Source organism: Nocardia sp. NPDC051900 (assembly GCF_044452545.1).
GTDB lineage: Bacteria > Actinomycetota > Actinomycetes > Mycobacteriales > Mycobacteriaceae > Nocardia > Nocardia sichangensis.
On sequence record NZ_JBITBU010000025.1, the window covers coordinates 37,017 to 63,610 of the forward strand.

The 26,594-nt window shown below is 66.0% G+C and carries 27 protein-coding genes and 2 pseudogenes; 17 read left to right on the forward strand and 12 right to left on the reverse strand.

What is annotated here, in order from left to right:
• Positions 1-42: 42 nt before the first annotated feature.
• Positions 43-807 (forward strand): glucose 1-dehydrogenase, encoded by a 765-nt coding sequence (locus tag ACIA5H_RS32685; RefSeq protein WP_397079689.1) that lies wholly within the window; start codon positions 43-45, stop codon positions 805-807.
• Between the two features lie 65 nt (positions 808-872).
• On the opposite strand, the gene ACIA5H_RS32690 is transcribed toward ACIA5H_RS32685, so the two are convergent.
• On the reverse strand, positions 873-1,754 hold the full coding sequence (locus ACIA5H_RS32690; protein ID WP_397079691.1) for an alpha/beta fold hydrolase: 882 nt from the start codon (positions 1,752-1,754) through the stop codon (positions 873-875).
• 14 nt (positions 1,755-1,768) lie between these two features.
• Positions 1,769-2,344, reverse strand: coding sequence for a TetR/AcrR family transcriptional regulator (locus tag ACIA5H_RS32695; RefSeq protein ID WP_397079693.1), 576 nt, complete (start codon positions 2,342-2,344; stop codon positions 1,769-1,771).
• 378 nt (positions 2,345-2,722) lie between these two features.
• Between ACIA5H_RS32695 and ACIA5H_RS32700 the strand changes: the two genes are divergently transcribed.
• The 9 genes and pseudogenes from ACIA5H_RS32700 to ACIA5H_RS32740 all read left to right on the forward strand — a co-directional run bounded on the left by ACIA5H_RS32700 (position 2,723) and on the right by ACIA5H_RS32740 (position 9,227).
• Positions 2,723-3,643, forward strand: coding sequence for an NADP-dependent oxidoreductase (locus ACIA5H_RS32700; protein WP_397079695.1), 921 nt, complete (start codon positions 2,723-2,725; stop codon positions 3,641-3,643).
• 66 nt (positions 3,644-3,709) lie between these two features.
• Complete coding sequence (locus ACIA5H_RS32705; RefSeq protein WP_397079697.1) at positions 3,710-4,702, forward strand: D-alanyl-D-alanine carboxypeptidase family protein; 993 nt, start codon at positions 3,710-3,712, stop codon at positions 4,700-4,702.
• Positions 4,703-4,925: 223 nt separating this feature from the next.
• Positions 4,926-5,549 carry a TetR/AcrR family transcriptional regulator gene (locus ACIA5H_RS32710; protein WP_379252270.1) on the forward strand — a complete coding sequence of 208 codons (624 nt, stop codon included), beginning with the start codon at positions 4,926-4,928 and terminating at the stop codon, positions 5,547-5,549.
• Between the two features lie 55 nt (positions 5,550-5,604).
• Positions 5,605-5,697: pseudogene (locus tag ACIA5H_RS32715) on the forward strand (SDR family NAD(P)-dependent oxidoreductase); the annotation flags it as partial.
• Between the two features lie 19 nt (positions 5,698-5,716).
• Positions 5,717-5,942 (forward strand): annotated as a pseudogene (locus tag ACIA5H_RS32720) (hypothetical protein); the annotation flags it as partial.
• Positions 5,943-5,964: 22 nt separating this feature from the next.
• Positions 5,965-6,417, forward strand: coding sequence for a MaoC family dehydratase (locus tag ACIA5H_RS32725; RefSeq protein ID WP_356964160.1), 453 nt, complete (start codon positions 5,965-5,967; stop codon positions 6,415-6,417).
• Complete coding sequence (locus ACIA5H_RS32730) at positions 6,417-7,442, forward strand: phosphotransferase family protein (protein WP_397079762.1); 1,026 nt, start codon at positions 6,417-6,419, stop codon at positions 7,440-7,442. Before ACIA5H_RS32725 ends, ACIA5H_RS32730 begins: the two co-directional genes overlap by 1 nt.
• Positions 7,443-7,634: 192 nt before the next feature.
• Positions 7,635-8,858, forward strand: coding sequence for an acyl-CoA dehydrogenase family protein (locus ACIA5H_RS32735; RefSeq protein ID WP_355078148.1), 1,224 nt, complete (start codon positions 7,635-7,637; stop codon positions 8,856-8,858).
• A gap of 45 nt (positions 8,859-8,903) precedes the next feature.
• Positions 8,904-9,227, forward strand: a complete 324-nt coding sequence (locus ACIA5H_RS32740) for a putative quinol monooxygenase (RefSeq protein ID WP_379252272.1) — start codon at positions 8,904-8,906, stop codon at positions 9,225-9,227.
• A 186-nt stretch (positions 9,228-9,413) separates the two neighbouring features.
• Here ACIA5H_RS32740 and ACIA5H_RS32745 read toward each other — a convergent pair whose 3' ends face one another.
• Complete coding sequence (locus ACIA5H_RS32745; protein ID WP_355078146.1) at positions 9,414-10,061, reverse strand: HAD family phosphatase; 648 nt, start codon at positions 10,059-10,061, stop codon at positions 9,414-9,416.
• 286 nt (positions 10,062-10,347) lie between these two features.
• Here ACIA5H_RS32745 and ACIA5H_RS32750 point away from each other — a divergent pair, with 286 nt between their 5' ends.
• Both ACIA5H_RS32750 and ACIA5H_RS32755 read left to right on the forward strand, forming a co-directional pair.
• Positions 10,348-10,860: a hypothetical protein gene (locus ACIA5H_RS32750; protein ID WP_397079701.1), complete on the forward strand. Its 513-nt coding sequence runs from the start codon at positions 10,348-10,350 to the stop codon at positions 10,858-10,860.
• Complete coding sequence (locus tag ACIA5H_RS32755) at positions 10,857-11,381, forward strand: thioesterase family protein (RefSeq protein ID WP_379252274.1); 525 nt, start codon at positions 10,857-10,859, stop codon at positions 11,379-11,381. Before ACIA5H_RS32750 ends, ACIA5H_RS32755 begins: the two co-directional genes overlap by 4 nt.
• 56 nt (positions 11,382-11,437) lie before the next feature.
• Here ACIA5H_RS32755 and ACIA5H_RS32760 read toward each other — a convergent pair whose 3' ends face one another.
• The 3 genes from ACIA5H_RS32760 to ACIA5H_RS32770 form a co-directional block, all read right to left on the reverse strand.
• The gene (locus tag ACIA5H_RS32760; RefSeq protein ID WP_397079703.1) at positions 11,438-12,361 is read right to left on the reverse strand and encodes an alpha/beta fold hydrolase; all 924 of its coding nucleotides are present in this window, start codon (positions 12,359-12,361) and stop codon (positions 11,438-11,440) included.
• A 179-nt stretch (positions 12,362-12,540) separates the two neighbouring features.
• Positions 12,541-13,197, reverse strand: coding sequence for a maleylpyruvate isomerase N-terminal domain-containing protein (locus ACIA5H_RS32765; protein WP_379252276.1), 657 nt, complete (start codon positions 13,195-13,197; stop codon positions 12,541-12,543).
• A 19-nt stretch (positions 13,198-13,216) separates the two neighbouring features.
• Complete coding sequence (locus ACIA5H_RS32770) at positions 13,217-13,582, reverse strand: hypothetical protein (RefSeq protein ID WP_397079705.1); 366 nt, start codon at positions 13,580-13,582, stop codon at positions 13,217-13,219.
• An 84-nt stretch (positions 13,583-13,666) separates the two neighbouring features.
• On the opposite strand from ACIA5H_RS32770, the gene ACIA5H_RS32775 reads away from it, so the two are divergent.
• Positions 13,667-14,257 carry a TetR family transcriptional regulator gene (locus ACIA5H_RS32775; protein WP_355078141.1) on the forward strand — a complete coding sequence of 197 codons (591 nt, stop codon included), beginning with the start codon at positions 13,667-13,669 and terminating at the stop codon, positions 14,255-14,257.
• 308 nt (positions 14,258-14,565) lie between these two features.
• Here ACIA5H_RS32775 and ACIA5H_RS32780 read toward each other — a convergent pair whose 3' ends face one another.
• Entirely contained in the window at positions 14,566-15,345 is a 780-nt protein-coding gene (locus ACIA5H_RS32780; RefSeq protein WP_397079708.1) for an NAD(P)H-dependent oxidoreductase, read from the reverse strand.
• Positions 15,346-15,483: 138 nt separating this feature from the next.
• Between ACIA5H_RS32780 and ACIA5H_RS32785 the strand changes: the two genes are divergently transcribed.
• Positions 15,484-16,332, forward strand: coding sequence for a helix-turn-helix transcriptional regulator (locus ACIA5H_RS32785; RefSeq protein ID WP_355078139.1), 849 nt, complete (start codon positions 15,484-15,486; stop codon positions 16,330-16,332).
• A 199-nt stretch (positions 16,333-16,531) separates the two neighbouring features.
• Here ACIA5H_RS32785 and ACIA5H_RS32790 read toward each other — a convergent pair whose 3' ends face one another.
• The 3 genes from ACIA5H_RS32790 to ACIA5H_RS32800 form a co-directional block, all read right to left on the reverse strand.
• Positions 16,532-17,263 carry an alpha/beta hydrolase gene (locus ACIA5H_RS32790; RefSeq protein WP_397079711.1) on the reverse strand — a complete coding sequence of 244 codons (732 nt, stop codon included), beginning with the start codon at positions 17,261-17,263 and terminating at the stop codon, positions 16,532-16,534.
• Positions 17,264-17,522: 259 nt separating this feature from the next.
• A complete protein-coding gene (locus tag ACIA5H_RS32795) occupies positions 17,523-18,074 on the reverse strand; it encodes a dihydrofolate reductase family protein (RefSeq protein WP_397079713.1) in 552 nt (183 codons plus the stop codon).
• Positions 18,075-18,181: 107 nt separating this feature from the next.
• Entirely contained in the window at positions 18,182-18,619 is a 438-nt protein-coding gene (locus tag ACIA5H_RS32800; RefSeq protein ID WP_379252281.1) for a DoxX family protein, read from the reverse strand.
• A gap of 370 nt (positions 18,620-18,989) precedes the next feature.
• Here ACIA5H_RS32800 and ACIA5H_RS32805 point away from each other — a divergent pair, with 370 nt between their 5' ends.
• Both ACIA5H_RS32805 and ACIA5H_RS32810 read left to right on the forward strand, forming a co-directional pair.
• Positions 18,990-19,751: a BTAD domain-containing putative transcriptional regulator gene (locus ACIA5H_RS32805; RefSeq protein ID WP_397079715.1), complete on the forward strand. Its 762-nt coding sequence runs from the start codon at positions 18,990-18,992 to the stop codon at positions 19,749-19,751.
• Positions 19,752-19,909: 158 nt separating this feature from the next.
• Complete coding sequence (locus ACIA5H_RS32810) at positions 19,910-21,991, forward strand: trypsin-like peptidase domain-containing protein (protein WP_397079717.1); 2,082 nt, start codon at positions 19,910-19,912, stop codon at positions 21,989-21,991.
• 383 nt (positions 21,992-22,374) lie between these two features.
• On the opposite strand, the gene ACIA5H_RS32815 is transcribed toward ACIA5H_RS32810, so the two are convergent.
• A complete protein-coding gene (locus ACIA5H_RS32815) occupies positions 22,375-22,920 on the reverse strand; it encodes a hypothetical protein (protein WP_379252284.1) in 546 nt (181 codons plus the stop codon).
• A gap of 316 nt (positions 22,921-23,236) precedes the next feature.
• On the opposite strand from ACIA5H_RS32815, the gene ACIA5H_RS32820 reads away from it, so the two are divergent.
• The gene (locus ACIA5H_RS32820) at positions 23,237-24,151 is read left to right on the forward strand and encodes an SDR family NAD(P)-dependent oxidoreductase (RefSeq protein ID WP_397079720.1); all 915 of its coding nucleotides are present in this window, start codon (positions 23,237-23,239) and stop codon (positions 24,149-24,151) included.
• A 98-nt stretch (positions 24,152-24,249) separates the two neighbouring features.
• On the opposite strand, the gene ACIA5H_RS32825 is transcribed toward ACIA5H_RS32820, so the two are convergent.
• On the reverse strand, positions 24,250-26,247 hold the full coding sequence (locus ACIA5H_RS32825; RefSeq protein ID WP_364425396.1) for an APC family permease: 1,998 nt from the start codon (positions 26,245-26,247) through the stop codon (positions 24,250-24,252).
• Positions 26,248-26,594 lie beyond the last annotated feature (347 nt).

The window sequence follows — 26,594 nt, forward strand, 5'->3', positions numbered from 1 at the left end:
TGCGCACTGTTTGCTTCGGGGCTGGGTCGGCACGCTGGAGCCATGACGCACGACAGTTCCCGATACAACGGCAAGATCGCACTCGTCACCGGCGGCACCAGCGGCATGGGGGCGGCCACCGCGCGGCGGCTCATCGCCGAAGGAGCGAGGGTGATCGTCACCGGGCGCGACAAGGCCCGGCTCGACGCGGCGGTCGAGGAACTCGGGCATCGGGCACTCGGAATTGCTGGTGACGCAACCGACCTCACCGATCTGGACACCTTGGTGACGACTATCCGCGACCGGTTCGGCCGGTTGGACGTGGTGTTCGCGAACGCGGGCATCGGCGCGTTCCAGACCATCGAGGAGGTCACCGAAGGCGAGTTCTACCGTGTCCTCGACTCCAATCTCAAGGCCGCGTTCTTCACTATCCAGAAGACGCTGCCCCTCCTGCCGGACGGTGCGGCGATCGTTATCAACGCGTCCTTCGCCGCGTATCGCGGCGCGCCCGCCGCCGCCCTCTACACCGCGAGCAAAGCCGCGGTGCAGAGCTTGGCCCGGACCCTCGCCGCCGAGCTGACAACCCGGCGCATCCGCGTCAACTCCGTGAGCCCTGGGTACATCGACACCCCAGCCTTCCAAGCCGAAGCATCCGCCGAGATCAAGTCCACGATCACTACCACGGTTGCCGCCGGCCGGGTCGGCACCCCGGAGGATGTCGCGGCGGCGGTCGCTTTCCTCGCGTCGGACGAAGCGTCCTACATCAACGGACAGGACATCCTCGTCGACGGCGGACTGATCTCGGTCATCCCGGCAGCGGTGCTGTAGCCGAGTTTCGGCAGGAAAAGCTTGTCCGAAGACGGGGTCACTGTGCCGTCGGTCCCGGTCGTGACCTATCGGGTCAAGAGCTGCCGGACGAACTCAGCAATCCGGGCGGGATTCTCTTCAGCCATGAAATGCCCGGCGTTGATCGGTTCGTAGGTGAAGTCGGGTGCCCATGCGCCCCAAACCTCGGTGGGATCGAATCCGAGCCGGCTGCCCCAATCTTGGGAAATCGCGGCCACAGGCATCGTGAGCTGCCGCCCCTGGGCGCGGTCTGCCCGGTCCATGTCGAGGTCGATGCTCGCCGTGGCTCGGTAGTCGGCAACGATGGACGGCACGGCCGCCATGGATGCGCACACGTAGTGACGGCGCAGCTCAGGGGAGAAGGTGGAGCCGGTGGGGTCCCAGGCATCGAGGAACGAGGTGAAGAACTCTTCGGCGACAGCGTCGATCATCTTCTCAGGGAGCCCCTTGGGTTGCGCCATGAGGTAGAGGTGCCAAGCGACTTTTGCCTCGACGCCCTGGAGGACATCCCACGTGTCCATCGTCGGGAGCACGTCCAAGATCCCGATGTGGGTGACCGTCCCGGGGTGATCGAGGCCCGCGCGAACGGCGACGAGCGCGCCACGATCGTGACCGATGACGGCGAATCGGTCATGGCCCAGCCGCGCGGCAACCTCGACGACATCTGAGGCCATGGTGCGCTTCGAATACGTCTCCGGCGTTGCGGCGTCCGGCTTATCGCTCTCCCCGTAGCCGCGCAGATCCATGGCGAGCACGGAGTGGTCGCGGCTGAGGTCACTGGCGACGGCACTCCACATCAGATGCGTCTGCGGGAACCCGTGCAGGAAAACCACGGGCGAGCCTTGCCCCGCATGCGCGACGTTGAGCTCGACTCCGTCCACGCCGGTGAGGCGTTCGTAGGTGAATCCGGGAATCGTGAGGTCGGTCAAGGGGTCTCTCTCGTTCATCGGTGCGGGTGGGGGGCTGACCGTGTCGGTCTGCCGGAGAAGATGCCGTGCTGGCCGGCGTTCACGCCGCTGCAGAGCGCGGGGATCAGCACTGCGTCGACCAAGGCTTCGCGGTAGGTTGCATCAGTTGACAGTCCATTGAGCTTGCGGATGACGAGTGCCGCTGCGGCGACTTCCTCGTAAGCGAAGCGGTCCGCTGTTGCCGGTAATTCACCGCGCTCTATTGCTGATCGCAGGACGGTATCGGTCAACCGGGCACCCGTGGGGCCGGCTGAGGCCTCGATGTGCTCGCACAGTTCGGGGTCACGTAGTCCCGCCTGCATGATCGTCAGGCTGATCGGCTCGCCGGCATTCATCGTCGCCTCCAACCGCTCGAGCAGGGCAAGCAGATCTCCCCGCAGGGAGCCTGTATCGATCGGCTCAGGCTTGTTGCCCGCGGCGGGGCCTGCCTTGATGGCGGCGACGATCATCTCCTGCTTTGTCGCCCACCGGCGATACAGAGTCCTTTTCGATGCCTGAGCACGTCGAGCGACTTCCTCGAACGTGACACCATCGACACCCGAATCACTCATAACTTCGAGGACGATGCGAAGAATCTCGCCCTCTCGGGCGACGTCACGTGGCCGGCCAGGACTTCTCGCTGTGACACCACTGTTTGAATACGGCACGGTTCGTATCCTAAAGGTCCTCAGCGCCACCGCGCGAGCCGGCCCAAGCTCAGTCACTCGAGCTGTTGCCCCTTCGCCACTGTCAAAAACCTCCTGGCCAGCAACAACTAGTTCTCATCGGGCGTGTGCTCGGAACCGGCGTCGAGGGGTTCGCGGCCATTCTGACCGCTAGGCCCGACCTGAAGGTGGCCCCCCGCTACACCTCCAAGTGGACCGCCGATGGCGGAGCTCGAGTGCGTAACGTCGAAGCCGACCAGTACTCCGACGACCGGAAGGACCTTCATGCGAGCCATCACAGTCCGGGATCGCGAAGCTGGCATCGGCGGATTGACCCTGACCGATCTGCCCCACCCGCACGCCGCTGAAAACGACGTCATCGTGCAAGTCCACGCCGCCGGCTTCACCCGCGGCGAGCTCGACTGGCCAGGGACGTGGACCGATCGCGCCGGTCGCGACCGCACCCCGAGTGTCCCCGGCCACGAACTGTCAGGTGTAGTCGTCACGCTCGGCTACGGCACCACTGGCCTCACGGTGGGCCAGCGCGTCTTCGGACCGACCGACTGGGCGCGCAACGGTTCGCTCGCGGAGTGCACCGCCGTGGAAGCCCGCAACCTGGCCCCGCTCCCCGCTGACGTCGACCACGTCGCCGCGGCCGCGCTACCGATCTCCGGTCTGACGGCCTGGCAGGCGCTGTTCGACCACGCTCACCTCGAATCCGGCCAAACCGTCCTCATCCACGGAGTCGGTGGCGCCGTCGGCTCCGTCGCCGCACAACTCGCCCAGGAGGCGGGAGCTCACATCATCGGCACCGGCCGAGCCTCCGACCGGGACGCGGCCCGAGATTTCGGCGTCCACGAGTTCGTCGACTTGGACGGAGAGCTCCTGGAGGACGTCGGCGAGGTCGACGTGGTACTCGACGTGATCGGCGGCGACATCCGCGACCGCTCCACCGCGCTACTGCGCCCCGGCGGCACCCTCGTCACCATCGCCGGTCCACCCGCCATCCACCCTCACGACGGCCGAGCCATCTTCTTCGTCGTCGAGCCCAACCGCGAGCAACTGGCCCAACTGGTCACTCGCCTCCGTCATGGCCGTCTCATCCCGCTCGTCAGCGGCGTCTGCTCCCTGGCCGGCGCCCCCGCGGCCTTCAGCCCCGACGGGCGCACCCGCGGCAGAACGATCGTCAAGGTGACCACGGACTGACGAGACCAGCTGTTTCGGCCGTCGACCGAAGCGTCCAGCTCGGAGGCGCTTGGATTAGCTCATTAGATGCTGTCGCCGAAGTTGCGCGGCAACTCGACCGATGAAATGCCGTTAATCAGGGAAACGCCACGGCAGAATGTGGCGATGCGGACATTTGCTCGATTGTTGCACGCTGTCGTCGCCGGGGCGCTGGTTGTGGTAGCCGGTCAGGGTGTCGCGGCCGCCCCCGCCGCGAGCGACGCCCATATCCAGTTGCCCTGGCTGACGTCTGGGCCGGATGCGGTGCAGGCGTCGGGTGCGGCGCTGGCAGACGGAATCACCGGCACGGTGCTGTGGTCGCGACAGCCGAACACCCCGGTCCCGATAGCCAGCATCACGAAGGTGATGACGGCACTGGTCGTGATCAATGCCGGCGACCTCGACCGGGCCATCACCGTGCCGCAGGAAATCATCGCCTACGACACCGAATACGACGGAAGCACCGCGGGCCTGGTCCCCGGCGAGGTGCTCACCGCGCGACAGCTCCTGTACGCGATGATGCTGCCGTCCGGCTGCGACGCCGCCTATACCCTTGCCGAAGCCTACGGGCCCGGACAAGACGGTTTCATCGCCAAAATGAACGACACCGCGCGTCAGATGGGCCTGGCGGGAACATATTTCGCCGACCCCAGCGGGCTGCCTGCCCCCACCGACCACTCCACCTACTCCACACCGGCGGACCTGGTCGCCCTCGGCCTGCGCGCGATGAGCCTGCCGGTGTTCCGGGAGATCGTCAGTTCGCAGAGCTATCACGTGCCCGCCGGCCCGGGCAACCGCGCTCACCTCTGGCAGACCACGAACAGGATGCTGCACGACTATCCCGGCACCATCGGCATCAAAACCGGATACACCGACGCTGCGGGAACCTGCCTGCTGTTCGAGACGGTCAGGGCAGGAATACCGCTGATCGGTGTGGTCCTGCACAGCTCACCCGACAGCGGCGCTGCCGCGAAGGATGACGCCGAGCGCATGGTGAGCTGGGCCTACAACCCGATCTTCAGCGCGCTGCCGATCAGTTAGCGCCGAATGCGGTGAGCCCTCTGCTGATCCGGTTCCGATGTCGGACTCCAGCTGTGGCCATGCCGCTTCGAGGACCGGATCCGTTCGGCGACGAAGTGCCCTGCGGTGGTGGCGGTGCGCGCCGCCTCGACCACCTGTTCGCGCTGTTCGCGGTGATACCGTGAACGCGACAAACGTCCCGTCGACCGACAGTGAGTGGCCAGCGTTGGTGTCCGAGTCCGTTGTGAGTGAGGCCGAGTCTCGTAAAGGACTTCCGCGCACCAAGCGCGGCGAACGCACACGCGCCGCGCTGATCGCCGCGGCGCGCGAGGTATTCGAGCGCGACGGATACCTCGATGCCAAGATCTCCGATATCTCCAAGGCCGCCGGGACGGCGTCGGGGTCGTTCTACACCTATTTCGACGGCAAGGAAGAGATCTTCGCGGCGGTGGCGGAACAGGTGCAGGAAGAGATGCTGCACCCCCACGTTCGCGAGCGCACGGGCGTCACCGACCCGCGCGACCTCATCGAGGCGGCCAATCGGGACTACCTTCGCTCCTACAAGCGCAATGCGCGCCTGATGGCCGTGCTCGAGGAGGTCGCCCTGATCAACGAGGATTTCCGCGGGCTGCGGATGGAACGAGGCAAGGCTTTCGCGGAACGCAACGCGAAGATGATCAGCGCGCTGCAGGAATCCGGCCGGGCCAGCGCGGACCTCGATCCCATGATCACCGCGCACGCCTTGTCGGTGATGGTGAGCCGGATGGCCTACCTGGTCTTCGTCCAGAATCAGCGCATCCCGTTCGAGAAGCTCGTCACCACCCTGACGCAGCTGTGGGTCAACGCGCTGCGGCTCGAATCGGACTGAGCTATCACGCAAGGTGGGCAGCGTTGATAAGTGATCGTTCGAAGGAAAGACCGCCATCGTCACCGGCGCCAGTCGCGGCATCGGTCTCGGCATCGCCCAGCGGCTGGTCGACGAGGGCGCAAAGGTCGTCATCACCGCACGCAATCAAAGGCGCTCGACGAGGCCTGACGGACATGACCGCGGCCACGGCCGAACAAATGGGTGGGTCCTTCGAGGAATTGAAGAAGGCGGTTATCGCACAGATCCCGGTCGCTCGCGCGGGGACGCCCGAGGACATCGCGCACACGGTGTCGTTCCTGGTGAGCGAGCGCGCACACGGTGTCGTTCCTGGTGAGCGAGGGAGCGGGATTCGTGTCCGGCCAGGTCGTCTATGTGGCCGGCGGACCTCGGGACAAGGACGGAAGGACAGCGACCGATGAAGGTATTCCAGGGCTTGGCCGAGCTGGAGAAGGCCATCGGAACTCACCTCGGATACAGCGACTGGTACACCGTGACCCAGGAGCAGATCGACCGTTTTGCCGACGCGACGGGCGATCACCAGTGGATTCACGTGGATCCGGTGAAAGCGGCGACGGGACCGTTCGGCACGACCGTCGCCCACGGATTTCTTACGCTGTCTCTCATTCCGATGCTGACCCGGCAGATCTATCGCGTCGAAGGGTTGTCGATGGGCGTCAACTACGGCGCCAACAAGGTGCGGTTCCCCGCGCCCGTTCCCGTGGGGTCCCGGCTGCGCGCGGGAGTCGAGTTGCTCTCGCTCGCGCCTGCGAACCTGGGATTCCAGGCGGTCAGCCGCGTCACCGTCGACATCGACGGCGCCGCCAAGCCCGCGTGTGTCGCCGAGACGGTCGCGGTGCTGGTGCCTTGATGAGCGACCGTAACCGCGAGGATCTGCCCGGCTTGGATCTGGATCGCCTGGCGGCATGGCTGGCCGATGTCGAGCCGGATCTGCTCGCCGGGCCGCTCACCGGCCGCCTGATCGCAGGCGGGAAATCCAACCTGACCTACGAGATCAGCGACGGCAGGTCGGCGTGGATCGTGCGGCGACCCCCGCTCGGTCACGTGCTGGCAACCGCACACGACATGTCCAGGGAATACCGGGTGATGACCGCGCTGGCCGGCACCGGCGTACCCGTTCCCGCCACCTACACGCTCTGCGAGGATCCCGATATCCTCGGCGCGCCCTTCTATCTGATGGAGCGGGTGATCGGGACGCCTTACCGCACGGCGGCCGAACTCACAGCGATCGGCGCCGACCGGACGCGAACCATCTCGACCGGAATGGTCGACGCTCTGGCCGCTCTGCACGCCGTGGATCCCGCGGCAGCCGGACTCGCGGATTTCGGACGTCCGAGCGGGTTCCTGGTGCGGCAGGTGCACCGCTGGAAGAAGCAATTGGACGCCTCCTACTCCCGGGAACTGCCGGGTGCGGACGCGCTGTACGGGAGGCTCGCGGCCCACCAGCCTCCGCAGTCTCCGGATGGAATCGTCCACGGCGACTACCGGCTCGACAACATCCTGATGGACTCGGAAGACCGCGTGGTCGCCGTAATCGATTGGGAGATGGCCACTTTAGGTGATCCGCTCACCGATGTGGCGCTCCTGCTGCTGTATCGCCGCCTCGGCGAGATCGGCGTCACCGGTGTCAGCGACGTGGCGCTCGCGCCCGGGTTCCTCACCGAGGCCGAACTGCTCGACCGCTATGCCGAACACAGCGGCCGCGACCTCGCGCACTTCGGTTTCTATCTGGGGCTCGCCGCCTTCAAACTCGCGGCGATCCTCGAAGGCATCCACTACCGCCATCTCCACGGGCAAACCGTGGGATCCGGCTTCGAGACCGTGGGATCCGGGGTCGAACCGCTGTTGCGCATCGGGATCGAAGCACTCGAGTAGAACAACCGATGACCGGCACAGCTCTCGACGCCCCGGTGAGACCGTCGTGGGCGGGCGCCGGTCGGCTCGGCAACTGGGCAGATCGCGCGCGTCGTCGGCATTGCGGGCGGACGCGGCAATAAGCGAAGTTGAATCTGAAGTCGAATTCAAATACGGTGCGTAGGCAGCCGTCAGTCAGCACGAGGAGTCGCCATGTTCGAGCTCTCGGAGCGATCTCGCCGATACCGCGAGGATCTGCTCGCCTTCATGGACGAGCACGTCTACCCCGCGGAGGCGGTCTACCACGCACAGATGACGGAGTCCGGTGATCCGCACTTCCACCCGCCGATTCTCGAAGAACTCAAGACCGAAGCGCGCAAGCGCGGTCTGTGGAATCTGTTCCACCCCCATCCGGAGTGGGGTCCGGGCCTGACGAATCTGGAGTACGCGCCGCTCGCCGAGATCATGGGACGAAGCGCGCATCTGGCGCCGGAGGCGACCAACTGCAACGCTCCCGACACCGGGAACATGGAAGTGCTGACGCTGTTCGGCACGCCCGAGCACAAACAGACGTGGCTGCGTCCGCTGCTGGACGGCGAGATCGCCTCGGCTTTCGCGATGACCGAGCCGGCGGTCGCCAGCTCCGATGCCACCAATATCGAGCTGCGCATGCGGCCCGACGGCGACGAGTACGTGCTCAACGGCCGGAAGTGGTGGACCTCCAACGCCTTGCACAAGAATTGCAAGGTTCTCATCGTGATGGGCAAGACGGATCCGGATGCGCCCGTGCACCGTCAGCAGAGCATGATGGTCGTCCCGATCGACACCCCTGGCGTGACGGTGCTGCGCAACCTGCCCGTCTTCGGGTATCAGGACCGGGAAGGGCACGCCGAGGTGGTGTTCGAGAACGTCCGAGTGCCGCGCACCGCGCTGCTGGCCGGTGAGGGCGACGGGTTCATGATCAGCCAGGCCCGGCTCGGGCCGGGACGGATCCACCACTGCATGCGAGCAATCGGCATGGCCGAACGGGCGCTGGACCTGATGATCGACCGAGCGCAAGCGCGGACGACGTTCGGCGCGCCGCTGGCCGACCGCGCCAATATCCAGGATTGGATTGCCGAGTCCCGCATCGAGATCGAGATGGCGCGGTTGCTGACACTCCAGGCCGCCTATCTGATGGACACGGTCGGAAATCGCAACGCGCGGGTCCAAATCGCCGCGATCAAGGTGGCCGCGCCCCAAGTCGCGTTGAAGGTGATCGACCGGGCCATCCAGGTCCACGGCGGTGGTGGTGTCTCCGACGACTTCCCTTTGGCGAACATGTACGCGCATCTGCGCACTTTGCGTCTGGCGGACGGGCCGGACGAGGTGCACAAGCGCACGATCGCCCAGATGGAGTTGCGCCGCCGCGACCCTTCATGGGGCAAGCGACCGTAGCCGGACAGGACGAAGCGGCACAACCCACTTCAAGAGGAGGAACGTATGGCCGAGCCCTGTGTGGTGGTGGCGACCATGATCGCGAAGCCGGGCCAGGAAGAGCTGGTGGAGCGGACGTTGCGGACGGCCGCGCCCGCGGTGCACGCCGAGCCGGGCTGTCTGCTCTACGCACTGCATCGACGGATCGGCGAACCAGGTCGATTCGTGATGATCGAGAAATGGGCGTCGAAAGAAGCGTTGCGCGCCCACGGCCAGAGCGCGGTGTTGCGTGAGGTCAACGAGGCCTTGGGCGACGCGCTCAGTCATCCGGCCGAAGTGCTGGTCTTCGACGCGCTGCCCGCGGGCGATTCCGAACTGGGAGCGCTCTGACGCACGAATGACTGCCCGACACGATGTTCACCGGAGCGAATATCGGAAAGTTCGTGCTGACGCTCTGAATTGGATGCGTCCGGGCTCGCATTCTCGGCCAGCACGGCGTCGGTGGATTCCTTGGTGCTCGGGCACCTTCGGGGTGCCCTTCGTGGTTCTCGCTGAACAGGTGCTTGCGAGCCGAACTCACGACGGGCCGAGAGCGGCCCACAGCCGCTCGATGGTGTCCGCCGCGTCGCGGTGCAGGACGCCGGTGAGCCCCGCGTGTTCGGCCGCGACGATGTTCTGTGGCAGGTCGTCCACCATTACGGTGGCTCCCGGCTCCACATTCAAACGGGCGCAGGCGATGTCGTACGCGCGCCGCGATGGCTTGCGTACACCGATCTCGCCGGAGATGGTGACGGCGTCGAACATCGAAGCGAGGTCGAATCCGGCGTAGCAGTCGTCGCCGAGTGAGTTCGACAGCAGCCCAACACGGAATCCCGCATTCCTGACTTCGGTCACCAGCTCGATCATGGCGCTGTCGGCTCGCAGGCCGGACTGGATGCGGTGAACGAGCCCGGCTCCGTCCACCTCGACCCCGTGCGCACGCAGCCGCGCCGCGAAGCCCTGTTCGAACTCTCGCTCGCCCATGCGTCCCTCCTCGTGGGCGACCAGCAGCGCCCGGGCCTCCACGTCATCGCTGAACAGGCGCAGCGGTAGGCGGGGATCGCAGCCGATCGACTCGCCGAACTCTCGGAACGCCTCGAAGACGCTGGACGTCAGCACACCCCCGAAGTCGAACAGCACGGCGGTCGCCCGGTGCTCGGCGGGTACGGAGGTGGGACCGGTCATGAGAGTTCCTTTCCGCTCCGTGCCGCCGGACGCGGCGTCACGTTGTCGAATGCGTGCAGTTGTCAGCGGCGCGGCCGAGCACTGGCGATTGTCCGGCAATCCGGGCATGCTTTCGCAACCCGAGCGTAGTTGAATCTGAGTTCATGTTCAATATGAAACGCTGGGCTTACCGCACGAGGCGCCGACGAAGAGCGGCCCTACGCCTACCCATATCTTGAACTTGACATCGGATTCGGGTAACTATCGAAGTCGAGTTTTCAGCACCACGAGATATCGGAGCAGTCTCTTGACCACGGTCTCCCCGCGGAGTGCTCGTCTGACCTTCCGCGCCCTCGAGCCGATCCACGGTATGATCTACTTCACCCCGCACGGCCCCGAGGCGTATCGCGACCTCGGCCTTGAGGATCCCGGCCATGTGGCGCTACTGGCGACGGAGGGACTGGACGGTATCGAAGCACTGATCACGCACAGCGCGACCGGCGAGGTCGCCGCCGAGGTACTGCGCCTCAGCCGATCCTGGAGTGAGCAGGACTGGGCATCCGGCGTCGACCGGCTTCGTGCCCGCGGGTGGTTGGCAAACGGCGCTCTGAGCGAGCACGGCGCCGCCCGGCGCAGGGCGATCGAGGACAGGACCGACGAGCTGGCGGTCTATCCGTACGAGGCGATCGGCGAAGACGGGTGCGCACGTCTGCGCGCTCTGGCCTCGTCGTTGGCGGTACGGGTCATCGAAGGCGATCTGGGATTTCCGTCCGTGCTGTCGGAGCGCTACCGGCAGGCGATCCAGGCCGAATCTCGATGAGCCGGGTGAAGGTGGCCGCGGTGCGGCCGGAGATCACCCGGGTACTCGCGGTCCCCGCCGCGTTCACCAGGGAGATTCCGCCGGAGTTCGAGGACGGCAACCGGCACATGAACGTGACGCACTACTTTCGGCTGCACGGCGAGGCGATGTGGCAGCAACACCGTGCGCTCGGCTACACCGGGTCCGGCGAGTTCGGTCTGTTCGCGATGGAGCAGCACGTCGCCTACTACCGGGAAGTGCTGGTAGGACATGAGGTCTCGGTGCACGTCTGCGATCTCGGGCGCACCGACAAGGTCGCGCGCGGTATCTCGTATCTGGTCAATCGCACCGTCGGCGAGGTCGCGAGCTCGTTCGAGTTCCTGAGCATGAACGTCGATCGGGTGTCTCGCCGCCCGGCGGAATTCGCCGACACGGTCGCCGCGGCCTTGGACGAATCAATCGCGCGCGCTCGATCACTCGGTTTCGGACCCGACGACGGGGTGCTCGAATTGCGCCCATCGATGGCCCGCGAGCGGGACTGAGCAGCTCCGGCCGGGCGGCGTAGGTCTTCACGGCGCCGCCGCCCCGTTTCTTCGGCTCAGTCGAGGCTGCGGGCGAAGTCGATCAGGGCGGCGTTCACTTCGGCCGCGCGTTCCTGTTGAATCCAGTGCCCCGCGCCGTCCAGCATGATCGACCCGCGCAGGTCCGACAGCACGGCGGTCATCTTGGCGGTCGGGGTGAACCGGATGACCGGATCCCGCGACCCCGCGATGAACAGCGCGGGCTGGTCGATCTTCGCTTCGGCCAAGTGCGCGGTGAGTTCCCAGTTCCGGTCCAGGTTGCGGTAGTAGTTGAGACCGCCGGTGAAGCCGGTGGCGGTAAAAGTCTGCACGTAATAGCCCAGTTCGGCTTCGCTCGACCAGTCCGGGACCGCCTGCTTCGCGCCTTGCAGATCGCGAGCGCTGATGACGTCGTCCTGCAGCAGGGTGCGGCGCACGTCCGACGCCAGTGCTGCGTCGGCCGGCCCAGGTTCCTGGAACCAGCACATGTAGAAGTCGTCGCCCAGCCGAGACCGCAGGATCGCCACCGGCGGGGCCGAGGAGCGCGGAGTGGCCGGGACGCTCAGGCCCGCGACCGCCCGCACCCGACTCGGATAGTGCAGCGCGAACTGCCAGACCACCGACGCGCCCCAGTCGTGGCCGACGAAGATCGCGTCATCGAGGCCCGACTCGTCCAGGAGGCCGACCAGATCGGCGCAAAGGGTGACGATGTCGTAGTCCTCGATCCGATCCGGGCGGGAGCTGCCACCATACCCGCGCATATCCGGGGTCAGCGTACGGAATCCCGCCTCGGCGAACGCGAAGACTTGATGACGCCAGGAGAACCCGAGTTCGGGAAAGCCGTGGCAGAAGACCACCGCAGGGCCTTCGCCGTGGTCGACGACGCGCAACTCGATCCCGTTCGTCGCGACCTGGCGGCTGCCGAGCCGCAGCCACCGGTCCAACGGATCGCGTGTTTCCATCCCTGAGTCCACCTCGTGTTCGGATGCTGTGGCGGCCACCGACAGTATTCAATTCTGACGTCGAATTCAACTTTCGGCCGAGCTCATCGGCTCGACTGGAGCAATACCTCGAAATTCCTCTCGGAGAGTGGCATTCGTGCCGCGAAAGTCATCGGTGGACGAGTGGGTGGAGGACGTCCCTACCCGAATTGATGCCAGGGTATCCGGGCGCGGGCGAGTTCGGACTGTTCGTCGGCGGTGAGTGGTGCACGCCCGCTTGCTTTGGCCAATGTGGTGGTTCGGTCCCAGCCAAGGCGCGTGGCGGCTGCGCCGACACCGAGAAAGTCGGTGACGGCGGCTGCGGCCGCGGGTGTGGTCCAAGCGGGGGTGCTGAGGGCGTTGGCCAGGTCGAGGCCGTGCAGGGCCAGTTCCACGACGCGGGTGAGCAGGAATTCCCGCAGAGTCATGCCGTCGCCCCATCGGGTGACGAGGAGCCGCTCGGGCGGTTGTCCGGCGATGGCGCGCAGAGCGCGGCGGCGTTGATGGTCGAAGGCGGCGACGAGCGCCGCTGGATTCGGATGTGCCGCTGCGGCGTCCTGGGCCGCCGACACTCGTGCGGCGTTGGCGGTCGCGTCGAAGATGCGCGGGTGGTAGTAGCCGGCGGCATCGAGGTTTGCGCGGGCGGGCGGGGGAGCGGCCAAGCCGTCGGGGACGCGAGCGATCGCGGCTGTGACGTGCGCGATGAGTTCGGCGACTGTCCATGGTGGACATGGGGTTGGCAATGTGAACTGGTGTGCCGTCAGTGTGGCGGTGGCCCGTGCCCAGGCGGTGCACTCTTCGTCGAAGGCTCGGGCCACGAGGTCATCCGTAGGAGCGTCAGGCATCGACTGGCCCTCGGCGCTTCGCGTGACGCAGTGTCGCGAAGACCGCGAGGGCGGCGGTTATCGCGAGGGTTGGATGCACGATGCGGTCGCGCATGTCGACCGGGATGACGCCGAGAATGGCGTCGCCGCCCACGATGCCCAGGGCGGTTTCGATCGCGTAGAGGATTCCGACTCCGGTGACCACCGGGATGGGCCGGGTGCGCAGCCCGGCGAGCAGGGTGATGCCGACTACCGCTTGCAGGGCCGCGCGCCATCCCGATCCAGGAAGGGAGAATGCCGGATCGCCGAGCAGTGTGGTGAGCGACCGGATGAGAAGGAACAGTCCGACGACGGAGCAATACCACTGTGTGGCAGTCATCTCCGCTGATCTTCGAAAGGTATGGGCGACCACGCGACTCCTTATTGCCAGGGTGGCAGTAACTGTATTGCTTATACTGCCACTGTGGCAATAGCGGAGGTGAAACGGCGTAGGCGCACCGTGGCGGAGGCTCGTGCGGAGATTCTGGGAGCGGCCGGCGCGCTGCTGCGTGAGCAGGCATCCGAAGCGGTGACCGTGAGCGCGATCATGGCCCGGACGACGTTGTCGCGGAAGTCGTTCTATGTGTACTTCCCGGATCGGGTCGCATTGCTGCGCGAACTACTCGCTCCGTTGCGCGCCGAGACCGATGCCGCCATCGCCCGGTGGCGCACTGCGGCCGATCCCCGCCCGGCCGCGCGTGCCGCGCTGGAATCGGCCGCGCGGATGTATCAATGCGACGGCGCCTTGTTGCGCACCCTGGCCGTGGCCTCGCAGCGGGACGCGGAGGCCGCCCAGTTGTGGCAGGAGTTCCTGGCTCCACTGGAAGAGGTTGCGGCCGAGACGATCACGCGAGCCGACGAGCGGCTTCCCGCTGTGTCGGTTGCCCGGGCCCTGGTCGCGATGAACGTGCACTATCTGCTCGACGAGGTCGTCGGCGCCGCACCCGAGTCGGTGGACGCGGCCGTCGACACGGTCGCCGTCATCTGGGAGCGCACCCTCTATCCCCACGACTGAGACGGCGGTCGTTTCCGGCTCGACATGACCAACCCCAGAATGACCAGCAGGCTCAGGACCTATCGGTGCGGTGTCCGCGCAGCCGGAATTCGGCTGTCGCCCCCCTCCGGGGCGCTCAGGGCAGGTACCCGACCAGAGTCTCGCTGAGACGACGCGCCGCCACACACGCTTTTCGAGGTGCATCGGGCTCGGAGATTTCGGGTCACGAATGCGACGAGGCCGCCCGGAACTGTAACGGCGACGTAGCACCCGAGCTTGTTCGTGCCGCACCGGCGAGGAGGGCTGCAGGCGCGGGTTGCCCCCTTCGGTCAGCCGCGCACGTGCAGCCCGAAACCCGTGCGGCCCGAGGGCTCCAGCCCTTCCTTCAGCTGCAGCGAGGGGATCTCATAATCACCGAAGTTTTGCCGCCGGAACGCGATCGGCTCGGTCGAATCCAGGGTGAGCAGGCGTTGCTGCCAAGCCTTGGCGACGTCCGGGTAGTCCTCGCCGGTCATCCGGTCGGTCCCGTACAGCACGAACGGCGGCAGCACTTCGATGCCCGGGTAGTAGAGGATGCCGTGGTGGATCGGGAACAGTAGATCCTCGATCGGGCCGTTGATGCCGCGGGCGGCGTAATGCGACTCCGGGCCGCCGGCGGTCACCGACAGCAGAGCTTTCCTGCCCGCGAGTGTGCCTTCGCCGAAGCGCTCACCGTACTTCTTGTCGTTGTGCTCGCCGACGCCATATGCGAAGTGGTAGGTGAACACGCGGTCTACCCAGCCTTTGAGGATCGCGGGCATCGTGTACCACCACAGCGGGAATTGGAAAATGATCATGTCGGCCCACAGCAGTTTCTCCTGCTCGGCCGCGACGTCCGGGGTAAGCGTCCCGGCGTCGAAGGCCCGGCCGGAGTCCAGGGCGACCTTCAGCGGACTCGAGGCGTGGGGCCCGTAGTCCGCGGCGTCCACGACCGCCTTCCAGTTCATCGCGTACAGATCGCTCACTCGTACCTCGTGCCCGGCTGTCTCCAATGTGGACACAGCGAGGTCCTTCAGCGAGCTGTTGAGCGACTTCGGCTCGGGGTGGGCGTAGACGATCAGCGCCTTCATGGGAACTCCTTCGGATCAGGTGCCTTCGATCCTGGGCACCGCTGCGCCCGGTGTTCAGAGACGCTTCTTCCGTCGGACGGGACTTCCTGGTAACGGCAGGACCACCTTCACGAGCACCACCGAGGCCATACTGGGGACGTGGACGATCTTGCGGGCTACCTGCGGACCCGGCGTTCCCGGGTCGACCCGGCGACCGCCGGCATTCCCATCGACAGGCGCCGCCGGGTCGAAGGGCTTCGCCGCGAGGAGGTCGCGCACCTGTCCGGGGTCAGCGTCGACTATTACGTGCGCCTGGAGCAGGGCCGCGCGACCCAGCCTTCCGAGCAGGTCCTCGACGCGCTCGCTCGCGTCCTGGGCCTCGATGAGACCGAACGCGGGCACCTCTACCGGCTCGCCCGGCAGCGCCGCCGCCGCGCGAAGGCGCCGAGCGGACGGGTCCGACCGGAGCTGTTACGCGTCCTCGACCTGGTCGCCGACGCGCCCGCGCTGATCATGGACCACCGCATGGACGTGCTCGCCGGAAATCGGCTCGCCGGCCTTCTCTACGGCCGACCGATGCCGGGCCTGAACACCGCCCGGCACATCTTCCTCGAGGAGGCCGAGCGCGGCCTCTACGCCGACTGGGAGAATTGCACCCTCGACGTGGTCGGGCACCTGCGCCTGGCCGCAGGCAAATACCCCGAGGACCCCCGCCTGGCCTCGCTTATCGGTGAGCTGGCGATGGGCAGTGAGCGCTTCCGCCGCCTCTGGGCCCGCGCAGACGTGCGCGCCCGCACGCATGGACGCAAGGCGTACCGGCACCCGCTGGTCGGATTGCTGGAACTGCATCAGGAGAACTTCGCACTACCTGACGAAACGGGCATGGAGCTGCTGGTGCTGTCCGCGCTCCCCGGCAGCCCCGCCGAGGACGGGCTGCGTCTGCTCGCAGGGCTGGACGCGGACAGCGGTGACACGCATCCCACGATGAACGCTCAGGTTCGCGAGTAACTCAACCCCGCCCCCGGGAACACCTAGCTGAGGAAATTTCGGGAGGCGAGTGGGGAGCTGAGTCGGGCCCGGAGATGCGCTTGATCATCGCCGGGCCCAACACTTCAGTTTGAAGCAGCCGTCACCCCCATAACCCGAGAATGCGCGGATTCGACGAGTCGGCCGCTATCCGCCTCCATGTCGGCCTGTCGGGCCGGCTTCACTTCAAGTGCCGGGCGAAGAACCGGTTTGCCTCCTCTCCCGCGACCTGCGGGACGCCGGTGTGCCCGCCCATATTGGCGTGCAGCGTCTTCTCCTTGGAGCCGAAGGCGTCGAACAGGTCCAGGGCCATCTGCCGGTCGTTTCTCTCGTCGTCCCACTGCAGCAGGACATGCAGTGGAATAGTGACCTGTCGGGCCTCCTCGAATATGGCGCGCGGCACGAAACTCCCGGCGAACAGAACGGCGGCCACGATGCGCGGCTCGACCGCCGCCAGCCGGGTGCCGATGGAGATCACCCCGCCTGAATACCCGACCGGCCCGCCGATCTCGGTCAGCGCGAGAAGGGCGTCCAGGGCGGCCCGCCATTCTGGGACCGCCTGGTCGACCAGCGGGAGGACGAGCCGGTCGACGATGTCGTCGGTGACCGGCTCGCCAGCCCGTAGCACCCGGTGCAGGTCGGCGCGGACCTGCTCGGCGGCAGCCGAACGGGGCCGGTCACCGCTGCCGGGGAGCTCGATGGTGGCGGCGGCGAAGCCCTCCGCCACGGAGTGCCGGGCCCGGGCAACCAGTCGGGGGTACATCTTGTCCAGTCCGCCTGGGTGGCCGATCAGGATCAGCGGCGCCGGCGCGGATGCTGATCCGGGCGTCCACAGGATGCCGGGGATCTCGCCAAGGGTGAATTCGCGCTCGAGGATTCCGTCGTCGAGGCGCTGTTCAGAAGTGAATTGCACGATCGTGCCTTTCGGGAGTGCTCTTGAACGGCGCTCCCGGACGATCTATCGCCCGACCGTGACCCCAGAGGGGAGCACCCATGTAGATACTGCGTTCACGGGTACCACCTCCTCGTTCACTGGCACGGCTTCCGGAAGGCTAGCAGTGGTCGCCGCGGTCGACCAACAGGTTTTGCGGAGGCTCCGGGGCCGATGCCGCGGAGCCACTCGCTTACGGTGTCGGCCGTGTCTGGTGACGAGGGCCGCGGTCGAACGGAGCTCAGTCGGCGAGATAGCGCAGCATCACTGCGGTGTCGAAGTGCCTCGTCTCGACCAATCGGAGCTGGATGCGCTTGTCCAACGATGGGAACAGCGGTGTGCCGCCGCCGAGCACCACGGGCAAGACGAACAGTTGATACTCGTCGATCAGCCCGTGTGGTATCAGCGAAGCCGCGAGGCTCGCGCCACCGATCTCCATGACGCCATCGCCTCCCGCCTTGAGCCTGCGGACCTCCTCGACCGCGTTCTCGCTGATCAACGTGCTGTTCCAGTGGACCTCGGTGAGCGTCCGGGAAAAGACGACCTTCGGCTTCTCCGTCCAGAGCCTGCTGAACTCCCGCTCGATGCGCGGCGCGTCCGCGGGCACACGAGGCCAGTACTCGGCCATCAGCTCGTACAGGCGACGGCCATGCAGCGAGACCTCGATCTCGCGGTAACGGTCGTTGTGAAACTGGTGTAGCTCCTCGTCGGGGTTGGTCCAGTCGATGCTGCCGTCGCGGTCGTTGATGTAGCCGTCCAAGGTCACGCTGAACCCGTAGATCAGTTTCCTCATGACGGGGTAGACCTCCTACACGCTCGAAACTCATCGGCGCTCATCGGATGGAGGCAGGCTTCAGGCTCTGGGCCTGCCGCCAACGCCCGGTCGCACTTATGGATTCGTCATCGCGACAGCGAGTTGCGCAGTTCCGTGATGGTGGCGCGGCGCTCGTAGGCGATCCAGGCGAAGATCGCGGCAAGCACCAAAGGGAAGATTCCCATCAAGGGCTTGTCCGCGATGAAAGCCTGCGTCGCTGCGGCGAGCACGGTGAGAACGGACAGGCCTGCGGCAGCCAGGGCACTGAGCCGTGGCACCATCAGGCCGATACCGCCCGCCACCTCCGCAACTCCGATGAAGACGAGCAACCCGAGGGGGATGGTCAGATTCTCGGGAGCGTTGTCCGTCAAGGCGCTCGGCATAACGAGTTTCGGCCCGCCGGAGGCGATGATGAAGAACAGGCCGAGCAGGATCTGCAGGGCCCACAGGACGCGGTTGCGGACCTTGCCGGGACGGTCGGCGACGTCGCTGGAGAAGTTGGTGGTGGGGTCGGCGGTGGTCATTCCTGGTCCTTCTGGTCGGTGCGCCGCGTTGGTAGCGCGTTCACCGGATAGGACGGAGCACCGTCGGAGAACTCATCGCTGTCCACAAAGATTCTCCGGACCGCTTTACGTAGAGCAGTTTTGCTTCGATAGTGCGAGATCGTGGGTCTCACTCCGTTGATACCGCATGCGAGTAGTCCGCTACGCGGCGGTTCGTTCTGGGCGTGGCGACGAGAGTCATTCGTCGACGTGCGTTGTCTCGCGATCGCGTAGTCGGCTACTCGCGCCGACAGTTCGTGACCTGGGCATGATGGCCGGTGTGCGATAGCCGAGATCGACCGGTCGACGTACGCCCGCGAAATGAAGACCGACGCCCCGATCGAGTAGTGAAATGGTGCTCATCCATAATGCCACGCATGCGACGTGTTTCCAGCTCACGTTGATCGAAGAATTCGCCCTGCACAGCGGCGACCGCCGACTTTCCATTCCGCACGCGGCGGAGCGGGTGCTGACCTATCTGGCACTGCTGAACCGGCCGGTCTCTCGTGGCCGCCTCGCCGGCGCGCTGTGGCCGGAGTGCGCTGATCACTGCGCGGCGCAGCGTCTGCGAACCGCCCTGTGGCGCTTGCGCCGTATCCAGGACGCAGTCGTGGAGATCAACGGCGACCGTCTTCGCCTCCATCCGGACGTGGTCGTCGATCTGGCGTATCTGACCGAATTGGCGCAGAAACTGGTTCACCAGCCGTGCTCGGAGGATCTCGCGCGCGTTCCGCTGCTGCTGGATCGCGCAGCGCTGCTGGCGGACTGGGACGAGGAGTGGGTGGTCGTCGACCGGGAACGGTACCGATTGGGCTGGGTCGCGGCGCTGGAAGCGGCGGCCGAATCCTTGCTGGAGCGTCGGCAGGTCGGCGCCGCCCTGATGGCCGCGTCGGCGGTGGCGGCGGCAGAGCCGCTCCGAGAAAGCTCCCGCAGGATTCTGATGCGAATCCATCTCGCGCAGGGCAACAAGATCGACGCCCTTCGGGAATACCGGCGATACCGAGACCTGCTGTGGGCCGAGTTCGACACCGAGCCGTCGCCGGAATTCGACGAACTCCTCCTCCGCGTCCAGAAGTGCGACGCCCCGGCGGTCGAGTCGCTCCGGAATCGCTGACACGAGTCGCACGGGCTCGGTGACGATAGACGACGAACACTGTCGGGAAATGCCGCGCTGGGCGAAACGCTGAGGTGACGGTGGTGTGACGCGCCTGAGGAACACTCCGCCAGTAGCGGACATGACCACATCAACCTCTGTTTCCAGGCGGTTGCACCATGAACTCTCGTGAACAAGTCCAAGCGGCGTGGTTGAAGCAGATCGGGGCCGCCGCAGAGCGTTACGTCGCGACCGAGACCAAGCGCGAAGACATCGAGCAACGTCGCAAAATGAAGGACAGTCCGGTTGTCGACTCTCCGGAACAGATCAGCGCTCGGGCGCAGCGGCTGGCTACAAGCGGCGAGATGCCGGTCGAGGCCATGATCGAAGCCGGCCGGATCGAGCCCTCCGACCGGATCACGACGCTCGAGCGGATCATCGGCGCCAGCAACGAACTCCAACCGGCCAACTTCCTTTCCCGCGGTGCTCGCACGGCGGCGTCGGTCGCGCGGATATCGCTGAGCCGCAACGGCCGAGAAGTACCGCTGGGCACCGGGTTCCTGGTGTCGCCCCGGCTGCTCTTGACCAACAATCACGTACTTCCCGATCAGGACACCGCCCGGCAGGTCGTGATCGAGTTCGGCGCCGAGACGACGATCGACAACGACCCTCGCCTTCCTGTGCGGTTCCGTCTCGACCCCGACTTCTTCGTCACCGATGAGCACCTGGATTTCACTTTGGTACCGGTTCGTCCCGGCGCCGACGGCAAGCCGCCCGGCGACGCCGTCGGCTGGTGGAACCGGCTGATCATGGACCAGGGAAAGATCGTCATCGGTGAGGCGATGAACGTCATCGGGCACCCGATGGGCAGGCTCAAGGAGATCGGAATCCGCCGCAACCAGCTCGACTTGCAGCTCGATGACTTCCTGCACTACTCGACCGACACCGAACCGGGGAACTCCGGCTCGCCGGTCTTCAACGACCAATGGGAGGTCGTCGCGTTGCACCACTCCGGCGTTCCGCGCACCGACGAGCAAGGGCGGATTCTGCGCCGCGACGGCACAGTCTGGCACGAAGGCGACGGTGACGACGCGATTGCCTGGAGGGCCAACGAGGGAGTGCGCATCAGTGCGATCCTCACGCACCTGGCCGGACTGCAGCGCTCGGCGCGCGACCACGAGTTTCTCGCCGAACTCGGTCCCAACGCCGGGCCGGTCGGCGGACCGTCGGCAATCCGCCCCCGCCTCGCACCTGCCGAGGACCGCACCGAACTGATAGGTCCGGCTTCGGCGCCGCGTGAAAGCACGGAACTCCGCCACGGCGTCACCGCCCGAGCAGGCGCCTTCGGCGGCACACGTCACCTGCTGTTCCTGCATGGCCGCAGCCAGCATGGTCGCGATCCCGAACTTCTGCGCCGCGAGTGGACCGCCGGCCTCAACAAGGGCCTCACCCTCGCCGGTCTCAGCACGTTCGATCCAGCGGATGCCTTCTTCCCGTTCTACGGCGACCGTTTGGCAGCCCTGCTGCAGCCCACGGAGGAAACGGCACTCGCGCCCGAGACCATGGCCGTCGATCATGCGCTGGCAATGGCGCCGACCACGCCGCAGGCTCGCCGGCTGTACGAACAGATCCTGCAGAACGCGGCCGCGGACGCGGGCATGCCCGCCCAGGACGGGCAACCGACCGACCGGGTCGAAGCGGAAGGACTCGGTTCGATCGGCAGCGCGATCGTGAGCAGGCTGCAGCGGCAGCTCAGCTGGCTCGCCGCCCGTACCGACCTGGACGAGCTCATCATCGCCCAAGTCTTCCGGGACGTCGCTTCGTACCTCGCCGACGAGCAGATCCGGCAAGCGGTACTCGACTGTGTCCTCGAGACCGTTCCCGCATCGGGACGGCTCACCCTCGTCAGCCACAGCCTCGGCACCGTGGTCGCGATGGATCTGCTCACCCGGCTCCAGCCCCAGCTCGACGTCGCCGTGCTGCTCACTCTCGGCAGTCCCCTGGGGCTGGACGCGGTTTACAACAAACTCCTGGTCCGAGGACCGCACCGGCCGGAGCGTGTCGGCGACTGGCTGAATGCCTGGTCCGTGGTGGATCCGATCACCATCGGATGCCCGCTGCGCCATATCTGGAAGGGACAACTGCGGGAGATTCCCGTCGACAATCCCAAGGAACGGGCCCACAGCATCGCTGAGTACCTTGCCCATCCAGCTGTCGCGCAAGCCATCCACAACGGTGTCGCGCCGACGACGGGACCATGACGGGGAGTCCGTGGTTCGTGATGGTCCGGGACTCGTCGTGACGCGTCGGACGCGGCCGGTGACAGCGGCGCTGCCGAGGGCCGGTCCCGGTCACTTGCTCAAAACCTGGCCGTCAGGTGCGGAATGGCGGCGAGCGAGTTCGCAGTGGTCGGCAACGACCGAGTTTGTGCCTGAGGACTGCGCGGATATTTCGCGGAGTTGCGGACGATTTCTACCGGCTGCTCATAGTCGTGTTCGATGTCGGCGGACCGGTGGCGGATTGCTGTCGGTGCCGCCAGAGTCGTCCCCAACGGTATGAGCTTCCCGCACCGGTTCACGCAATGTGGGTTGCCGACGGATATGTGTGGGCGCTGGGTGCGGCGACAGCCTAGCGAAGGAAGAGTTCAGCGTGGGCCAGCAGGTCCGTCGACCTGGTCGGGGTCGCCGTTGCGACCACTGTCGGGCTGGCCTTCGGTGCCTGCTCTCTCGCTTGCGCTTTTTCCCACTCGGCGCGGTTTGACCATGCGCCGAATACCGGCGGCCGGAGCATCTTCACCAGCTCGTTTCCGCCGCAACGCGTCGAGATCGATGACACTGGCATCAGGCTCGGCACTGCCCGGATCATCCTTCGGAGCGGGGTGCCGCGCCGCGCCGGGGTCGACCGGCCACCACCCTGTCTCCCGCTGCAGTTCCGATCGCAGTACGGGCTTGGTCGGTGCAGGATCATAGACGGAGCCACCGTCCGAGCGCCGAGTCTTATGGAAACGTTCGCCGGCCTCTTCTGCCACGCGCCGCGGGCGACGTGGTAGTCGGGTGACTTTCGACGTGCCGTCTCCCGCTCCGGGAGTCTCCACAGCCTTCATCCCTTCGTCCTGTTTTCCGCGCGACCGGTCCAGCTCGTCGAACCCCTTCCGGCTGGGCCCTGGCAAGGATTCCGGTGCGTCGCTCACGTCCGTATTCTCCCTCAATAGGTAAACCGCTGGGCACCGGAGCCAGGCCCGGGCCGCCGCGAGACCGGCGGGTATACCGGAATGTGTTGCGCACGCAGGTGTGCTGCCACACGGTGGTGATCGCATCCGGCGGATCTTTCAGGCCATCGCACACCTGCGACGCCATGACCGTCGTCGGCCACGCAAGGACCTCCCGATCGATGTCTCGCCACCCTCTTGCGCAACCGCGGCGGGAGCGCGACGGTGTGAGTGTGAGTCCCACCCCCGCCGGGCTCGTCGGACAATGCGACGGACCGACCGATCGTTGGGAGGAAAAATGGCGAACAGGTGGACCGAGCAAGACATACCAGCCCAGAAGGGACGACTAGCGGTCGTCACCGGCGCCAACAGCGGGCTGGGGTTCGAGACGGCCCGAGCGCTCGCGGCGCACGGTGCGTCGGTGGTGTTGGCGGTTCGGGATGTCGACAAGGGCAAACACGCCGCAGACCGTATCGCCGGTGCGGTTCCCGGCGCGGACACCACCATCCAGCAGCTGGATCTGACCTCGCTGGCATCTGTACGGACTGCTGCCGAACAGCTGAAATCCGCTCACGCCACGATCGACCTCTTGATCAACAACGCCGGGGTGATGTACCCGCCGAGACAGACCACCAGCGACGGGTTCGAGCTGCAATTCGGGACCAATCATCTGGGACACTTCGCGCTCACCGGGCTGCTGCTGGACAGAATGCTGCCGGTGCCGGGCTCGCGGGTGGTCACGGTCAGCAGTGTCGGACATCGAATCCGGGCGCGAATCGACTTCGACGATCTGCAAGGCGAACGGTCCTACAACCGGGTGGCGGCCTACGGCCGGTCCAAGCTGGCGAATCTGATGTTCACCTACGAACTGCAACGTCGTCTGTCCGGCAACGGCAAAACGATCGCGGTCGCGGCACACCCCGGTGCCGCGAACACCGACCTCATGCGCAACATGCCCACTGCGCTGCGTGCGCTCGTGCCTGTCATCGCGCCCATCGTCACGCAAAGCCCCGCGATGGGGGCCTTGCCGGTCCTCCGCGCGGCCACCGATCCCGGCGTGCTGGGCGGTGAGTACTACGGGCCGGGCGGATTCCTGGAGACCCGCGGCTACCCGAAGATCGTCGAATCGAGCGACCAATCACATGACATGGCGATTCAGCAACGTTTGTGGACGGTCTCCGAGGAACTGACCGGAGTCACCTTCCCGGTCTGATCGCCACCGCACGGCCGGAAGGGCGTTCGACGAAGAACCTCCCCAGCCCTGTCCACGCACCTCTAGCAGTACCTGCACTGGTGCACCGCGCCGCCTCGTCATGGGACGTGCGTGATGCCTCGGCGGATTTCGCCGGGGGAGTGTTCGATTTTCGACAGGTCACGCGAGCGTGAGGAGCGTAGCTGCCACGGGACGCTGGTGACCATCACCCCCGGTTCGAAGAGCAAGCGTGCCTTCAGGCGAAGCGAGCTCTGGTTGTGCAGGAAATTCTCCCACCAGTGACCGACCACGTATTCGGGGATATAGACAGCGACGACGTCGCGGGGATGGTCCTTGCGTAGTCGTTTGATGTAGTCGAGGACGGGGCGGGTGATCTCCCGATACGGCGACTCGATCACCTTGAGCGGGATGCTGACGTTGTGTTTGTCCCAGTCTTGATGCAACAGGCGGGTATCGGTGTCATCGACGTTGACGGTGATGGCGGTGAGCGTGTCCGGGCGGGTGGCCCGTGCGAATTGGACGGCGCGCTGGGTCGGCTTGTGCCAGCCGGAGACCAACACCAGGGCGTGCACCCGGCTGGGCAGGGTCTCGATGCTGTCCTCGTCGACAGCCAGTTCGGTGCGAACGGTGTTGTAGTGGCGGTTGATCAGCCACATGATCAGTACCAGCACCGGCATGGCGAAAACCACGAGATAGGCGCCGTGGGCGAACTTGGTGACCATGACGACCACCAAGACGACCCCGGTGAAGACCGCGCCGAACGCGTTGATCAGCCGGCCCTGGTGGATGCGGCGCTTGTCGGCAGTTGTCGTCGCAGTCGCGAGTTCGCGATTCCAATGCCGCACCATGCCTGCCTGACAGAGTGTGAACGAGGTGAAGACACCGACGATGTAGAGCTGGATCAGGCGGGTCGTCTCGGCATCGAAGGCGTAGACGAGGCCGCCCGCGACCACCGCGAGCAGGATGATGCCGTTGGAGAATGCCAGCCGATCACCGCGCGTGTGCAACTGCCGCGGCATGTATCGGTGCTGGGCCAGAATCGAATTCAGGAGCGGGAAGCCATTGTAGGCGGTGTTCGCGGCCAGAATGAGGATGAGCGCCGTCGTCACCATCAGGTAGTAGAACGGGAGGCTGTGGCCACCGAACACCGCGGCCGCGATTTGTGCGATCACGGTCTTCTGGGCGTCGGTCTCGCAGTTGCCCTGGAACCCGATCAGATCGCAGGTGTTCTCGGTGACGCGGGTGTGGGAGATCATGGCGAGGACGGTCACGCCCGAGAACATGGTGATAGCGATCAGGCCCATGGCGGACATGGTGCGGGCCGCGTTGAGCGCTTTCGGTTTCCGGAACGCGGGCACACCGTTGGAGATCGCCTCGGCACCCGTCAACGCCGTACAGCCGGACGAGAACGCTCGCAGAGCCAGGAAAGCGATCGCCGCGGCGCTGAGACCGACGTGCTCGGCGCGGATTTCGTAGTGCGCACTCTCGGCGACCGGTGCATGTCCGAGCAGCGCCTGACCCAGACCTACCACGATCATCACCAGTACACCGACGACGAATCCATAGGTGGGGATGGCGAACGCGCGGCCCGATTCGCGCACGCCGCGCAGGTTCATCGCGGTCAGGAACGCGATGAACCCGATATTGATCAGCACGCGATGCGCGTTCAGGTCGGGGATCGCGGAGATGACGTTGTCGACGCCGGCGGCGACCGACACTGCCACGGTCATCACGTAGTCGACCAGCAGTGCCGCCGCCACGACCAGCCCGGGAAGCGGCCCCAGGTTCTCGGCGACCACCTCGTAGGAGCCGCCACCGGAGGGATAGGCCTGCACCACTTGGCGGTAGGACAGGGTGACGACCGCGAGCAGGACGACGACGCCACCCGCGACCCACGGTGTGAGATAGAGGTAGCTGAGCCCACCGAGGGTGAGGATGAGCAGGATCTCCTGCGTCGCATACGCGACCGAGGACAGCGGGTCGCTGGCGAAAATCGGTAGCGCCAGTCGCTTCGGCAGCAACGTCTCACCGAGCCGATCGCTGCGAAACGGGCGTCCGAGCACAACTCGCTTGGCGATGTCGATCGGTGAAACCACGATGAGCGAGCCTAAGGCGACTGACCTCGATCCCGCATCGCACAAACCGTATGTATTCCGTAAAAAATTGCCCAGCCCTCCGCGAGGATTCTTCAAGTCCATGTTATCTGCGCCTTTGCCGCGACCAGCGCGGTTTGCTGAAGCGCGCGTGCGCTGGCGGGCGCCTTGCGAGTGGTCGGCATCCACGGGTCGCGAACATGGGCAGTTCGGACGAGCCGCAGGCAGCCGATACCGTCGTGCGGCACACCGAGCGCAGTGTTGCGGCCGTTGCGCGCCTTGTCGGTCCAGCGCCACAGGACTATCGGACCGATAGTTCGCGGCGGTGGTCGTCGGCGTGACTTGCTTCG

Coding starts and splice junctions, on each gene's coding strand:
- ACIA5H_RS32685 (WP_397079689.1), top strand. CDS start 43: ATGACGCACGACAGTTCCCGATACAACGGCAAGATCGCACTCGTCACC.
- ACIA5H_RS32695 (WP_397079693.1), bottom strand. CDS start 2,344: ATGAGTGATTCGGGTGTCGATGGTGTCACGTTCGAGGAAGTCGCTCGA.
- ACIA5H_RS32700 (WP_397079695.1), top strand. CDS start 2,723: ATGCGAGCCATCACAGTCCGGGATCGCGAAGCTGGCATCGGCGGATTG.
- ACIA5H_RS32705 (WP_397079697.1), top strand. CDS start 3,710: ATGCTGTCGCCGAAGTTGCGCGGCAACTCGACCGATGAAATGCCGTTA.
- ACIA5H_RS32725 (WP_356964160.1), top strand. CDS start 5,965: ATGAAGGTATTCCAGGGCTTGGCCGAGCTGGAGAAGGCCATCGGAACT.
- ACIA5H_RS32730 (WP_397079762.1), top strand. CDS start 6,417: ATGAGCGACCGTAACCGCGAGGATCTGCCCGGCTTGGATCTGGATCGC.
- ACIA5H_RS32735 (WP_355078148.1), top strand. CDS start 7,635: ATGTTCGAGCTCTCGGAGCGATCTCGCCGATACCGCGAGGATCTGCTC.
- ACIA5H_RS32740 (WP_379252272.1), top strand. CDS start 8,904: ATGGCCGAGCCCTGTGTGGTGGTGGCGACCATGATCGCGAAGCCGGGC.
- ACIA5H_RS32745 (WP_355078146.1), bottom strand. CDS start 10,061: ATGACCGGTCCCACCTCCGTACCCGCCGAGCACCGGGCGACCGCCGTG.
- ACIA5H_RS32755 (WP_379252274.1), top strand. CDS start 10,857: ATGAGCCGGGTGAAGGTGGCCGCGGTGCGGCCGGAGATCACCCGGGTA.
- ACIA5H_RS32760 (WP_397079703.1), bottom strand. CDS start 12,361: ATGGAAACACGCGATCCGTTGGACCGGTGGCTGCGGCTCGGCAGCCGC.
- ACIA5H_RS32770 (WP_397079705.1), bottom strand. CDS start 13,582: ATGACTGCCACACAGTGGTATTGCTCCGTCGTCGGACTGTTCCTTCTC.
- ACIA5H_RS32780 (WP_397079708.1), bottom strand. CDS start 15,345: ATGAAGGCGCTGATCGTCTACGCCCACCCCGAGCCGAAGTCGCTCAAC.
- ACIA5H_RS32795 (WP_397079713.1), bottom strand. CDS start 18,074: ATGAGGAAACTGATCTACGGGTTCAGCGTGACCTTGGACGGCTACATC.
- ACIA5H_RS32800 (WP_379252281.1), bottom strand. CDS start 18,619: ATGACCACCGCCGACCCCACCACCAACTTCTCCAGCGACGTCGCCGAC.
- ACIA5H_RS32805 (WP_397079715.1), top strand. CDS start 18,990: ATGGTGCTCATCCATAATGCCACGCATGCGACGTGTTTCCAGCTCACG.
- ACIA5H_RS32810 (WP_397079717.1), top strand. CDS start 19,910: ATGAACTCTCGTGAACAAGTCCAAGCGGCGTGGTTGAAGCAGATCGGG.
- ACIA5H_RS32820 (WP_397079720.1), top strand. CDS start 23,237: ATGGCGAACAGGTGGACCGAGCAAGACATACCAGCCCAGAAGGGACGA.